This window comes from Rhizobium sp. NLR22b (assembly GCF_019685295.1).
Lineage (GTDB): Bacteria > Pseudomonadota > Alphaproteobacteria > Rhizobiales > Rhizobiaceae > Rhizobium.
This window is the reverse complement of record NZ_JABDWM010000017.1, coordinates 30,646-42,134: the sequence shown is the minus strand read 5'-3', so window position 1 is coordinate 42,134 and position 11,489 is coordinate 30,646. Positions and strand designations below refer to the sequence as shown.

The following is an 11,489-nucleotide window of genomic DNA, read 5'->3' as shown; positions in this document are numbered from 1 at the left end:
GATCATGTCCGCACTTTCTCCCGTTCTCGTCGATCTCAAATTCAACCCCGAAGGCATTGCCAATGCGCTGAAGACGGCTTTTGCCGATCGCGGCTGCATCAATCTCGCCGATCCGGCTGATGCCGCGCATGATCTGCGTGCCGTCGAGTATGCTCTTCTCTGGAGGCCGGATGCCGATCTTTTCAGCCGGGCGCCAAACCTCAAGGTCATCTTCTCGGGCGGCGCCGGTGTCGATCACATCATCGGCATGGCCGGTCTGCCCGACATTCCGATCGTCCGTTTCGTCGACCGCAGCCTGACAACCCGCATGAGCGAATGGGTCGTCATGCAGTGCCTGATGCATCTGCGGGGGCAATATGCCCATGACATCAAGCAGCGGCGGCGCGAATGGGCCAAGTTGATCGCGCCGGAAGCGGCGGAGGTGACCGTCGGCGTCATGGGGCTCGGCATTCTGGGCCAGGATGCGGTCGCCAAGCTGAAAGTGATGGGCTTCAACGTCATCGGCTGGTCGCGCACCCGCAAAACAATCGAGGGCGTCGAGACCTTCGACGCGGGCGAACTGGACCGGTTCCTCGCCAAGACCGACATTCTGGTCGGCCTCTTGCCGCTGACGCCTGAGACGACCGGCTTCTATGATAGCGGGCTATTTAAGAAGCTCCGCCGCGACGGTGCGCTCGGGCAGCCTGTCTTCATCAATGCCGGCCGCGGCAAGAGCCAGATCGAGAGCGACATCGTCTCGGCGGTCAGGGAGGGGATCCTCGGCGGCGCTTCTCTCGACGTTTTCGAAGTGGAGCCGCTCGCCACCGACAGCCCGTTGTGGGAATTGGAGAATGTCTTCATCACCCCGCATGACGCGGCGGTCTCCGAAGAGAACGCGCTGTTCCGCCATGTCGAGATGCAGATCGCCCGTTTTGAGCGCGGCGAGCCGCTGCAGTTCGTGATCGATCGCGACGCCGGCTATTAGCGGAATCTCGCGCCAAAACCACTGCCGAGGTTTGGTTATTCCCAAGACCGCGGCAGGTATGAGCCCGGAACCTTCCAGACGGCCACCCGTTTTCCTTGCGAAGTTCTTTGCGGCCAAATCGGCCGCCAAGGCAGCGAAGGAGACGATGATGGCGCATCAGACCGAAACACGCTGGGAAAAATCCGACGGAAAGCTTCACAAGGAACAGCAAATCCCGCCGGTCGAGGCAAAGCAGGGGCGTATGGGTTATCGTATCCTCACCGTGCTGCTCGTGGCGCTGATCCTCGCTTTCGTGGTCTGGATTCCAGTCGAGATCTGGGGCCGCCGCGAGGCGAACGAGGTGGCGCCGCATCAGCCCGGCCAACAGCTCCAGCAGCAGCAGTCGGACGCAGCACCCGCGCCGACGATCCAGAATGGCAATGCGGTCCCGACCGAGACGCCGCAAACGGCGCCGGCCCCGGATACCGCTCCTGCGACCCCGGCTCAACCTCCGGCCCAATAGGCGTTCGACGGATGATCTCCCGCATCCCGTCGCCACGATCCGGCGGGATGTTTATGTTTTGTCTGGACTTTCTCCGCCGATTTTTCGATAAGAAGGCGCACGAGCCGGTTTCGTGCGCCGGCCCGGAACTTGGCAGCACCTGGGAATTTGGCAGCACCTGACCGGAGTGGACAGGGGCAGGAATCTCATGGCCAAGACCGATATCGCGAGACGCGTCTACAATCACGCCTGGAAACTCGACCCGATCATCCGGAGCCTGATCGATACCGACTTCTATAAGCTGCTGATGCTGCAGATGATCTGGAAGCTCTATCCTGATGTGAACGCCTCCTTCACCCTGATCAACCGCACCAAGCGCGTCCATCTCGCCGAAGAGATCGATGAGGGCGAATTGCGCGAACAGCTCGATCACGCCCGCACGCTGCGGCTCTCCAAGAAGGAGATGATCTGGCTGGCGGGTAACAGTTTCTACGGCCGTGCGCAGATCTTCGAGCCGGAATTCCTCGCCTGGCTGTCCAATTTCCAGCTCCCTGAATATGAGCTGTCGAAGAAGGACGGGCAATATGTGCTGGACTTCCATGGGTCCTGGAAGGAAACCACGATGTGGGAGATCCCGGCGCTCGCCATCGTCAACGAGCTGCGTTCGCGCTCGGCGATGAGGGCGCTCGGTCCCTTCACGCTGGATGTGCTCTACGCCCGCGCCAAGGCAAAGATGTGGTCGAAGGTCGAGCGGCTGAGGGAGTTGCCGGGCCTGCGCATCTCCGATTTCGGCACCCGCCGCCGCCACAGCTTTCTCTGGCAGCGCTGGTGCGTCGAGGCGCTGAAGGAAGGCATCGGTCCGGCCTTCACCGGCACCAGCAATGTATTGCTGGCGATGGATTCCGATCTCGAGGCGGTCGGCACCAATGCCCATGAGCTGCCGATGGTGGCAGCCGCCCTGGCGCAGACCGATGAGCAACTGCGCAATGCCCCTTACAAGATCCTGCGCGACTGGAACAAGCTCTATGGCGGCAACCTGCTGATCGTCCTGCCGGACGCCTTCGGCACCGCGGCCTTCCTGCGTGACGCCCCCGAATGGGTCGCCGACTGGACCGGCTTCCGTCCGGACAGCGCGCCGCCGATCGAAGGCGGAGAAAAGATCATCGACTGGTGGAAGAAGATGGGCCGCGATCCGCGCCAGAAGCTGTTGATCTTCTCCGACGGCCTCGATGTCGACGCCATCATCGACACTTACCGGCATTTCGAAGGCCGTGTGCGCATGAGCTTCGGCTGGGGCACCAACCTGACGAATGATTTTGCCGGCTGCGCGCCGACGGAAATATCAGGCCTCAATCCGATCTCGATCGTCTGCAAGGTCAGCGACGCCAACGGCCGTCCAGCGGTAAAACTCTCTGACAATCCGCAGAAGGCGACGGGAGACCCGGCGGAGGTCGAGCGTTACCTGAAATTCTTCGGCGCCGAGGATCGGGTCGATCAGACTGTCCTGGTATAGGCACGAGGTGAGGCGCGGCCATGACGGGGCGCATCGATATGCCCCGCCATCGCATCCTCGATCGACCAGCCGAAGCGCCAGGCGTCGAACATCGAGTACCATTCCTGAAAATCGGTGATCGGCAGCACATCCGGCTTCGACATCGGATTGTCCGCCAAGCTGCGGCCACGAGCACGGTCGCGCACGCCACGCTCCTGCATCTCAAGCAGATTCTCGAACATCATCACCCCGGCCTCCCGTTCCATGGGTTTATGCAATCATGCTAATGAAGCATTGTCGAGTCTAGATGTGAGCATTCCGGTTTTTCACAGGATTAGCCCCATTTCGCTATTTCAAGGCAATCGCAGCCGACCTCGGATTGATCTGGCGAAACGGATTGGGCGTGACGGGGAGGCCCGGCTTCGTGGCTGGGGTCCGCCACCGAGCCTCCCGGCTGACCGAATCTCTGAAAGCGGCAGCGCTGACAATTGCCGCGTTCTGCTCCGGCCGATCCAACTGTGATGAAGGTGAGGGTTAGCCCGTGGTTAATATCCACCGGCCCCGTCTCAATCCGGCGCAATTTCCAGCCGGGCCCACGGGTTTCAGGCGGCCAGTCTGCGAAACCGCGTCCTGATCCGGTCGAGATAATAATGTCCGGGAGACGGCGCCGCCGTCATCGCATGCGCTTCCGAGGAGGGCACGCCTTCGAACAGGCGCTCTTCACCGTTCTTGAAACAGATCCTGAGCCTTCCGTCTTCCTGACTGAAATAGACGGATTTGATGATCTTCGACTTCACCGAAAGTTCTTGCACCTGTTTTACCTCTGTTCTTGGTTTGGCAGAACCCTAAACCCAAACGTGCAAAGACACGGTGAAGCAGCGTGGTAAAAAATCTCCAATTCGGGACATGCCGAACTCGGTTCCCCCGGGGATGTCTGAAGGAGATGCAAGAGGGAAAGCGAAATGGCGGACAGGGAGGGATTCGAACCCTCGGTACGCTTTCACGTACACACGCGTTCCAGGCGTGCGCCTTAAACCACTCGGCCACCTGTCCTTTGGCGTTCGCGCCCGGATAGGAGCAAATCGTCGGAACGGCGCGATATATACCGATGAATTTTTGCCGATCAACCCAAATCTAACAGTTTTTTGACTTCTTCCGATAAAACTCCCCTTGGCCCATCCCATTGTGCTTCACCTCATCGATGACTATGTAATTCTCAAGGTGGAGAATGGCGCGGGCTCGCCGGAATTGTCCGGCATATTGAAGCGTCGGAGGGATTGATGCGTTTCCTGTTGCGTCTGGCGAGTCTTGTCGCGCTTGCGGCAGCCGTTATTGCCGGAACCATCGATTCGATCCAGTCGGTTGCCGCCTCCGCCGTGATCATGACGCCGATGTCGGATGCCTGGCAGGATGTCAGCCCAGACACGCTGACGTCGCTGCAATCCGCGCTTTCCTACTATATCCACCCGCGCTTCTATGCCTTCATCTTTCAGTGGCTGATGCTGCAGCCGGCCTTTGCGGTTTTTCTGGTGATCGCGCTGCTTCTTTGGATGATCGGCTACAAGAAACCGCAAGTGTCAGGCCGCTTCATCGCGTAGCCGATCGGTTTGAGCCGGTGCGCTGCGGCGAAGGCCGGTTATGGCCCTCGCGGCTTCGGCATCTGCCGGCGGATTGGCTAGAAAAACTGCAGCATCGATGGGGAAATGTCCAAAAATCAGCCGGGAAGAACTGATTTTCAGCAATCGCTGCAAATCTTTACCGCCTGAAAAATTTCTGGTGAATTTTTCCGTGAGCCATGCAAGGATGCGCGCAGCCAGGCCTCCGGGGGGAGGTCGGTGGTTCCGCAGACATGTCCGAAAAGGGCTTGCGGGAGGACCCCTAACGAATAGCAACAACAGGGCTGCACAATGAAAAAATCCCTTCTCACTCTCCTTGCCGTGGCTGCCATGTCGACGACGGCGCTGGCCGCCGATGTCAAGCCGGCGCTGGTTTACGGCACCGGCGGGAAGTTCGATAAGTCTTTCAACGAAGCGGCCTATAACGGCGCCGAGAAGTTCAAGGCCGAGACCGGCATCGCCTATCGCGACTTCGAGCCGACGGGCGACACGCAGGGCGAACAGGCCATCCGCAACTTCGCAAGCCGCGGTTTCAATCCGGTGGTGGCCGTTTCCTTCGCCTGGACTTCGGCAATCGAGAAGGTCGCAGCCGAATTCCCGGATACCAAATTCATCATCGTCGACTCCGTCGTCGATAAGCCGAACGTCCGCTCCGTCGTCTACAAGGAAGAAGAAGGCTCCTACCTCGTCGGCATTCTCGCCGGCATGGCATCGAAGACCGGCAAGGTCGGTTTTGTCGGCGGCATGGACATTCCGCTGATCCGCAAGTTCGAATGTGGCTATGAGCAGGGCGCCCGCGCCGCCAAGGCCGATATCGAGGTGTTCCAGAACATGACCGGCACCACGGGTGCTGCCTGGAACGACCCGGTTCGCGGCGGCGAGCTCACCAAGAACCAGATCGATCAGGGCGCCGACGTTATTTACGCGGCTGCCGGCGCCACCGGTCTCGGCGTTCTCCAGACCGCCGCCGACAACAAGAAGCTGTCGATCGGCGTCGATTCCAACCAGAACCATCTGCATCCGGGCTCGGTCCTGACCTCGATGGTCAAGCGCGTCGACCTCGCCGTCTACAACGCCTACACCGATACCAAGAACGACAAGTTCACCGCTGGCGTTCAGGCTCTCGGCGTCAAGGAAGACGGTGTCGGCGCCGCGATCGACGACAACAACAAGTCGCTGATCACGCCGGAAATGCAGGCTGCCGTCGACAAGGCCAAGGCCGATATCATCGCCGGAACCGTCAAGGTTCACGATTACACCTCGGACAACGCTTGCCCGAAGTGATCAGCGCCCTGATGTAATATCGAGATCGGGCGTATGGCGGAGGGGATTTTCGCCATACGCCCTTTTCTTATTTGGAGCCTGCAGTGACAGATAAGCCCGCTATCGAGCTTGTCGGCATCGATAAGAAATTCGGTGCCGTCCATGCCAACAAGGACATCAACCTCACCGTTGCCAAGGGGACGATCCACGGCATCATCGGTGAAAACGGCGCCGGCAAATCGACGCTGATGTCGATCATCTACGGTTTCTATCATGCCGACAGCGGCGAGATCCGCGTCAACGGCAATCCGGTCACCATCCGTGACAGCCAGGCGGCCATCGCCGCCGGCATCGGCATGGTGCACCAGCATTTCATGCTGGTCGACAATTTCACCGTGCTCGAGAACATCATGCTCGGCGCCGAAGGCGGCTCGCTGCTGGCCAGGGGCGTCGCATCGGCCCGCGCCGAGCTCAAGCGGCTGGAAACCGAATACGGCCTCGAGGTCGATCCGGACGCACTGATCGAAGAGCTGCCGGTCGGCTTGCAGCAGCGCGTCGAAATCCTGAAAGCCATGTATCGCGGCGCCGAGATCCTGATCCTCGACGAACCCACAGGTGTGCTGACGCCAGCTGAAGCGGACCACCTCTTCCGCATCCTCAAGGTGCTGCGCGACCAGGGCAAGACGATCGTCCTCATCACCCACAAACTTCGCGAGATCATGGCGATCACCGATACGGTCTCCGTCATGCGCCGCGGCGAGATGGTCGCCACCCGCAAGACGGCGGAAACGACGGTGGAGGAGCTTGCCGAGCTGATGGTCGGCCGTCGCGTGCTGCTGCGCGTGCAGAAGGGCGTAGCCAATCCGGGCGCCGCCGTGCTCTCCGTCCGCAACCTGACGGTCAAGGACAATCGCGGCGTCACCATGGTCGACAACGTCTCCTTCGACGTGCGCGCCGGCGAGATCGTCGGCATTGCCGGTGTTGCCGGCAACGGCCAGTCGGAATTGCTGGAGGCGATTGCCGGAATCCGCAAGCCTGTCTCCGGCGAAATCCTTCTCGATGGCCAGACGATCGACAAGGCCGACCCCGCCTGCCTGCGCGATCTCGGCCTCGCCCACATTCCCGAGGACCGGCACCATATGGGACTGGTGCTGAAGTTCGAGGAATATGAAAACTCCGTCCTCGGCTATCACCGCCGTCCGGACTACAGCAAAGGGCCGCTGCTCGATCTCGAAGCGATCCGCAAGGATGCGATGGAGAAGATCGAAAAATACGATATCCGCCCGCCGAACCCGCGGCTGAAGACGGCGAATTTCTCCGGCGGCAATCAGCAGAAGATCGTCGTCGCCCGCGAAATCGAACGCGATCCGAAGATGCTGATCATCGGTCAGCCGACCCGCGGCGTCGATATCGGCGCCATCGAATTCATTCACCGCCGGATCATCGAAATGCGCGATGCGGGCAAGGCGATCCTGCTCGTCTCCGTCGAACTCGATGAGATCCGCGCCCTTTCAGACCGTATCCTTGTCATGTTCGCCGGCCAGGTCGTCGGCGAGAAGACGCCCGATGCCGGTGAACAGACCCTCGGCCTGATGATGGCCGGCATTGCCGCGTGAGGCCTTTATGAGCACTGCTTCCGTTCCGCTACCAAACTGGATTAATTACGGTCTCATCCCGCTTTTAAACCTCGTCGTCGCCTTCCTGATCTCGGGTTTCGTCGTCTGGCTGATCGGCGAAAGCCCGCTCGCCGCGCTCTCGCTGCTGATCGAGGGCGCCTTCGGCAGCGGCGAAGGCATCGGCTTCACGCTCTACTATGCAACGAGTTTCATCTTCACCGGCCTTTCCGTGGCCGTCGCCATCCATGCCGGTCTCTTTAACATCGGCTCTGAAGGCCAGGCCTATATTGGCGGGCTCGGCTGTGCGCTGGTAGCGCTTGCGCTCGACCATTACGTGCCCTGGTATGTGACGATGCCGATTGCCATTGTCGGCGCCGGGATCTTCGGTGCGGCTTGGGCCTTCATTCCCGCTTTCCTGCAGGCCAAACGCGGCAGCCATATCGTTATCACGACGATCATGTTCAACTACATCGCAGCCGCCCTGATGGTCTATCTGCTGGTGCACGTGCTGATCGTGCCGGGCAAGATGGCGCCGGAAACCCGCACCTTCCTCGAAGGTGGGCAGCTTCCGAAGCTTGGCTGGCTCATGAGCATCTTCGGTGCCAAATTGGGTGCAGCACCCTTCAACGTCTCCTTCATCATCGCCCTTCTTGCCGCCTGGTTTGTCTGGATCCTCATCTGGCGCACCAAGCTGGGCTTTGAGATGCGTACACTCGGCGTGAGCTCGACCGCGGCTGCCTATGCCGGCATACCCTATGCGCGCATCGTTATCATCGCGATGCTGATTTCGGGCGCGCTCGCCGGCATGATGGCGCTCAATCCCGTCATGGGATCGTCCGCCCGTCTGCAGGTCGAGTTCGTTGGTGGCGCCGGCTTCGTCGGCATTGCAGTGTCGCTGATGGGCCGCAACCATCCGCTCGGCATCATCTTTTCCGCAATCCTTTTCGGCACCCTTTACCAGGGCGGCGACTGGATCTCTTTCGAGATGCCGAATATCACCCGCGAAATGATCCTGGTCATCCAGGGACTGGTGATCCTCTTTGCCGGTGCGCTGGAATACATGTTCCGGCCGGCAATGGTGCACATCTACCAGCAATTGAAGCGAGCCTGAGGAGCGGACGATGGATTATTACGACATCTTCATCAACGTCCTGAGCTCGACGGTCAGGCTCTCTATTCCGCTGATCTTTACCGCGCTCGCGGGACTGTTTTCCGAGCGCGCCGGCATCTTCGATATCGGCCTGGAAGGCAAGATGCTGGGCTCGGCCTTCGCCGCCGCCTGCGTGGCCTATCTCACCGGTTCGGCCTGGCTGGGCCTTGGCGCCGGTGTCGTTTGTTCGGTGGCGCTCAGCCTGGTGCATGGCTTTGCCTCGATCACCAATCGCGGCAACCAGATCGTCTCAGGTGTGGCGATCAACTTCTTCATCGCCGGCATCACCATCGTGCTCGGCCAGGCCTGGTTCGGCCAGGGCGGCCGGACGCCGCAGCTGGCGCCGGAGGCCCGCTTCGCGCCGATCATCCTGCCGGGCGCCGATGCCGTCCACGACATACCGATCATCGGTCCGCTCTATGCAAGCGTGATATCGGGCAACAATATCCTCACCTATCTCGCCTTCCTCGCCGTGCCCTTCTCCTGGTGGGTGCTTTACCGCACGCGCTTCGGCCTCAGGCTGCGCGCCGTCGGCGAAAATCCCGGCGCGGTCGATACGGCAGGCATTTCGGTTTCTTGGCTGCGCTATCGCGCCGTCATGTGCGCCGGCATCCTCTGCGGCTTTTCCGGCACGTACCTCGCGATCGCCCAGTCCGCCGCCTTCATCAAGGACATGTCGGCCGGCAAGGGCTACATCGCGCTGGCGGCGCTAGTTTTCGCCAAGTGGAAGCCGGTACCGGTGATGTTCGCCTGCCTGCTCTTCGGCTTCCTGGATGCTTTGGCGAACTTCATGCAGGGCAAGCAGGTGCCGTTGGTCGGTGAAGTGCCCGTCCAGGTCTTCCAGGCACTGCCCTATATCCTGACCTGCATCCTGCTTGCCGGCTTCATCGGCGTCGCAATACCGCCCAAGGCCGGCGGCGTGCCCTATACGAAGGAGCGTTGATCATGTCCCACGACCTGTTCGAAGCCGCCCGCGGCGCCATGGCCTTTGCCCATGCGCCCTATTCGAAATTCCCGGTCGGCGCGGCGATCCGCGCCGAGGACGGCAAGGTCTATACCGGCGCCAACATCGAAAACCTCTCCTTTCCGCAAGGATGGTGCGCCGAGCCGACGGCGATCAGCGCCATGATCATGGGCGGCGCCAGGAAGATCGTCGAAATGGCCGTCATCGCCGAGAAGCTGCCGCTCTGCCCGCCCTGCGGCGGCTGCCGCCAGAAAATTTCCGAATTCGCCGCCAAGGACACGAAGATCTATCTCTGCGATGAGGCGGGCGTGAAGAAGACCATGACGATGGAAGAGCTCCTTCCTTTCAGCTTCGAGACCGAACTCGGATGAAGGCGACGGTCGAACTGCTTGTCGCCCTGCTCGGCGCGATCAAGCCGCGCCATGGCATCGTGCTCGGCTCTGGCCTCGGCTCCCTCGTTGGCCAGCTGGACGGCGCCGTCCGTATTCCCTATCGCGACCTGCCGGGCTTTCCCGTCAGCGCCGTCTCCGGCCACGCTGGCGAAGTCGTCGCAGGCCGCCTCGGTGGAAAGCCAGTCATCATGCTTTCCGGCCGCGTGCATTATTATGAGAAGGGCGATGCCAACGCCATGCGCCTGCCGATCGAGGTGCTGAAGGCGCTCGGCGTCGAGGCGCTGATCCTGACCAATTCGGCCGGATCGCTGCGCGACGACATGCCGCCCAGTTCGGTGATGCAAATCACCGATCACATCAACTACTCCGGCATGAACCCGCTGATCGGCGAGGAGAGCGACCATCGCTTCGTCGGCATGACCAATGCCTATGATGCCGGCCTCGCCGCGGCGATTCGGAAGGCAGCGGCAAAGCTCAAGATTGAGCTGGCGCAGGGCGTCTATATGTGGTTTTCCGGGCCGAGCTTCGAAACGCCGGCCGAAATCCGCATGGCGCGCATCCTGGGCGCCGATGCCGTCGGCATGTCGACAGTGCCCGAGGTGATCATCGCAAGAATGCTGGGTCTGAGGGTTGCGGCCGCTTCCGTTATCACCAACTATGGAGCAGGCATGACCGGCAATGAGCTCAGCCATGAAGAAACCAAGGACATGGCGCCCGTCGGCGGCGCCCGTCTCGCCGCCATATTGAAAGAGATGATTGCGGGAGGAAGCGAAAATGACTAGCCATTCTATCCGGGAGACCGCGGCGGTCGCCCTTTCCCTTCTCGACCTCACCAATTTGAAGGACGATTGCACCGAGGCGCAGATCGACACGCTCTGCGCCCGCGCGCAGACGCCCTACGGCAACAGCGCCGCGATCTGCATCTGGCCGCGTTTCGTCGCCCATGCCCGCAATATCCTCGGCGCCGGCCATGCTGTGCGGATCGCAACCGTCGTCAATTTCCCCGCGGGCGATATGGAGGTGGCCGATGTCGCCGCCGAAACCCGTGAGGCGATCGCCGATGGCGCTGACGAGATCGATCTGGTCATTCCCTACCGCAAGTTCATATCAGGCAACGAGAAGGCGGTGACCGACATGGTCAAGGCGGTGCGCGCCGAATGCGCCGGCCCCGTCCTGCTGAAAGTGATCATCGAGACCGGCGAGTTGAAGGATGCGGCCCTGATCCGCCGTGCCTCGGAGCTCGCGATTGAAGCCGGCGCCGATTTCATCAAGACCTCGACCGGCAAGGTCGCCGTCAACGCGACGCTCGAAGCCGCCGACATTATGATCCGGGCCATTCGTGAGAGCGGGCGCAAGGTCGGCTTCAAGCCGGCTGGCGGCATCGGCTCGGTGGCCGATGCGGCGCTCTATCTCAGCCTTGCCGAAACCATCATGGCGCCGGACTGGGCCATGCCCTCGACCTTCCGCTTCGGCGCTTCCGGCCTGCTCGACGACATACTGGCGGTTCTGAGCGGAGCGCAGCCGGCAGCGGCTGCGGCGTCGAGCTATTGA

Annotated in this window: 13 protein-coding genes and 1 tRNA gene; 11 read left to right on the top strand and 3 right to left on the bottom strand. The window is 61.2% G+C overall.

Translation table 11 applies throughout. The annotated features are described in order from the left end of the window. The first annotated feature begins 4 nt into the window (after positions 1–4). The 3 genes from HJC00_RS24675 (at position 5) to pncB (ending at position 2,958) form a co-directional block, all read left to right on the top strand. On the top strand, positions 5–964 hold the full coding sequence (locus HJC00_RS24675) for a glyoxylate/hydroxypyruvate reductase A (protein WP_221123535.1): 960 nt from the start codon (positions 5–7) through the stop codon (positions 962–964). A gap of 145 nt (positions 965–1,109) precedes the next feature. Then, positions 1,110–1,466, top strand: coding sequence for a hypothetical protein (locus HJC00_RS24670; RefSeq protein WP_221164759.1), 357 nt, complete (start codon positions 1,110–1,112; stop codon positions 1,464–1,466). A gap of 187 nt (positions 1,467–1,653) precedes the next feature. Continuing rightward, positions 1,654–2,958: a nicotinate phosphoribosyltransferase gene (pncB, locus tag HJC00_RS24665; protein ID WP_210629593.1), complete on the top strand. Its 1,305-nt coding sequence runs from the start codon at positions 1,654–1,656 to the stop codon at positions 2,956–2,958. Here pncB and HJC00_RS24660 read toward each other — a convergent pair. The 3 genes from HJC00_RS24660 to HJC00_RS24650 form a co-directional block, all read right to left on the bottom strand. Next, a complete protein-coding gene (locus HJC00_RS24660) occupies positions 2,940–3,179 on the bottom strand; it encodes a CrpP-related protein (protein ID WP_210631711.1) in 240 nt (79 codons plus the stop codon). The genes pncB and HJC00_RS24660 overlap by 19 nt on opposite strands. 360 nt (positions 3,180–3,539) lie before the next feature. After that, entirely contained in the window at positions 3,540–3,749 is a 210-nt protein-coding gene (locus tag HJC00_RS24655) for a KTSC domain-containing protein (protein ID WP_210629592.1), read from the bottom strand. A 151-nt stretch (positions 3,750–3,900) separates the two neighbouring features. Next, positions 3,901–3,990: transfer RNA gene (locus HJC00_RS24650), tRNA-Ser, on the bottom strand. Between the two features lie 227 nt (positions 3,991–4,217). Here HJC00_RS24650 and HJC00_RS24645 point away from each other — a divergent pair. From HJC00_RS24645 to deoC, 8 genes are all read left to right on the top strand, one after another. Next, positions 4,218–4,535, top strand: a complete 318-nt coding sequence (locus HJC00_RS24645) for a hypothetical protein (RefSeq protein ID WP_184458686.1) — start codon at positions 4,218–4,220, stop codon at positions 4,533–4,535. 309 nt (positions 4,536–4,844) lie between these two features. Then, the gene (locus HJC00_RS24640; protein ID WP_085776574.1) at positions 4,845–5,837 is read left to right on the top strand and encodes a BMP family protein; all 993 of its coding nucleotides are present in this window, start codon (positions 4,845–4,847) and stop codon (positions 5,835–5,837) included. 83 nt (positions 5,838–5,920) lie between these two features. Continuing rightward, positions 5,921–7,432: an ABC transporter ATP-binding protein gene (locus HJC00_RS24635; RefSeq protein WP_221164735.1), complete on the top strand. Its 1,512-nt coding sequence runs from the start codon at positions 5,921–5,923 to the stop codon at positions 7,430–7,432. 7 nt (positions 7,433–7,439) lie between these two features. Further along, positions 7,440–8,543, top strand: coding sequence for an ABC transporter permease (locus tag HJC00_RS24630; protein ID WP_210629590.1), 1,104 nt, complete (start codon positions 7,440–7,442; stop codon positions 8,541–8,543). A gap of 10 nt (positions 8,544–8,553) precedes the next feature. Then, positions 8,554–9,525: an ABC transporter permease gene (locus tag HJC00_RS24625; protein WP_210629589.1), complete on the top strand. Its 972-nt coding sequence runs from the start codon at positions 8,554–8,556 to the stop codon at positions 9,523–9,525. A gap of 2 nt (positions 9,526–9,527) precedes the next feature. Beyond that, positions 9,528–9,917, top strand: a complete 390-nt coding sequence (locus HJC00_RS24620) for a cytidine deaminase (RefSeq protein WP_064800281.1) — start codon at positions 9,528–9,530, stop codon at positions 9,915–9,917. After that, entirely contained in the window at positions 9,914–10,720 is an 807-nt protein-coding gene (locus tag HJC00_RS24615) for a purine-nucleoside phosphorylase (RefSeq protein WP_221164734.1), read from the top strand. The genes HJC00_RS24620 and HJC00_RS24615 overlap by 4 nt, the downstream gene beginning before the upstream one ends. Next, on the top strand, positions 10,713–11,489 hold the full coding sequence (deoC, locus tag HJC00_RS24610) for a deoxyribose-phosphate aldolase (protein WP_210629587.1): 777 nt from the start codon (positions 10,713–10,715) through the stop codon (positions 11,487–11,489). Before HJC00_RS24615 ends, deoC begins: the two co-directional genes overlap by 8 nt.

Bases quoted from the DNA above. Each gene is read 5' to 3' on its own strand.
- HJC00_RS24625 (WP_210629589.1), top strand. From the start codon at position 8,554: ATGGATTATTACGACATCTTCATCAACGTCCTGAGCTCGACGGTCAGG.
- HJC00_RS24630 (WP_210629590.1), top strand. From the start codon at position 7,440: ATGAGCACTGCTTCCGTTCCGCTACCAAACTGGATTAATTACGGTCTC.
- HJC00_RS24645 (WP_184458686.1), top strand. From the start codon at position 4,218: ATGCGTTTCCTGTTGCGTCTGGCGAGTCTTGTCGCGCTTGCGGCAGCC.
- deoC (WP_210629587.1), top strand. From the start codon at position 10,713: ATGACTAGCCATTCTATCCGGGAGACCGCGGCGGTCGCCCTTTCCCTT.
- HJC00_RS24615 (WP_221164734.1), top strand. From the start codon at position 9,914: ATGAAGGCGACGGTCGAACTGCTTGTCGCCCTGCTCGGCGCGATCAAG.
- pncB (WP_210629593.1), top strand. From the start codon at position 1,654: ATGGCCAAGACCGATATCGCGAGACGCGTCTACAATCACGCCTGGAAA.
- HJC00_RS24670 (WP_221164759.1), top strand. From the start codon at position 1,110: ATGATGGCGCATCAGACCGAAACACGCTGGGAAAAATCCGACGGAAAG.
- HJC00_RS24675 (WP_221123535.1), top strand. From the start codon at position 5: ATGTCCGCACTTTCTCCCGTTCTCGTCGATCTCAAATTCAACCCCGAA.
- HJC00_RS24620 (WP_064800281.1), top strand. From the start codon at position 9,528: ATGTCCCACGACCTGTTCGAAGCCGCCCGCGGCGCCATGGCCTTTGCC.
- HJC00_RS24640 (WP_085776574.1), top strand. From the start codon at position 4,845: ATGAAAAAATCCCTTCTCACTCTCCTTGCCGTGGCTGCCATGTCGACG.
- HJC00_RS24660 (WP_210631711.1), bottom strand. From the start codon at position 3,179: ATGTTCGAGAATCTGCTTGAGATGCAGGAGCGTGGCGTGCGCGACCGT.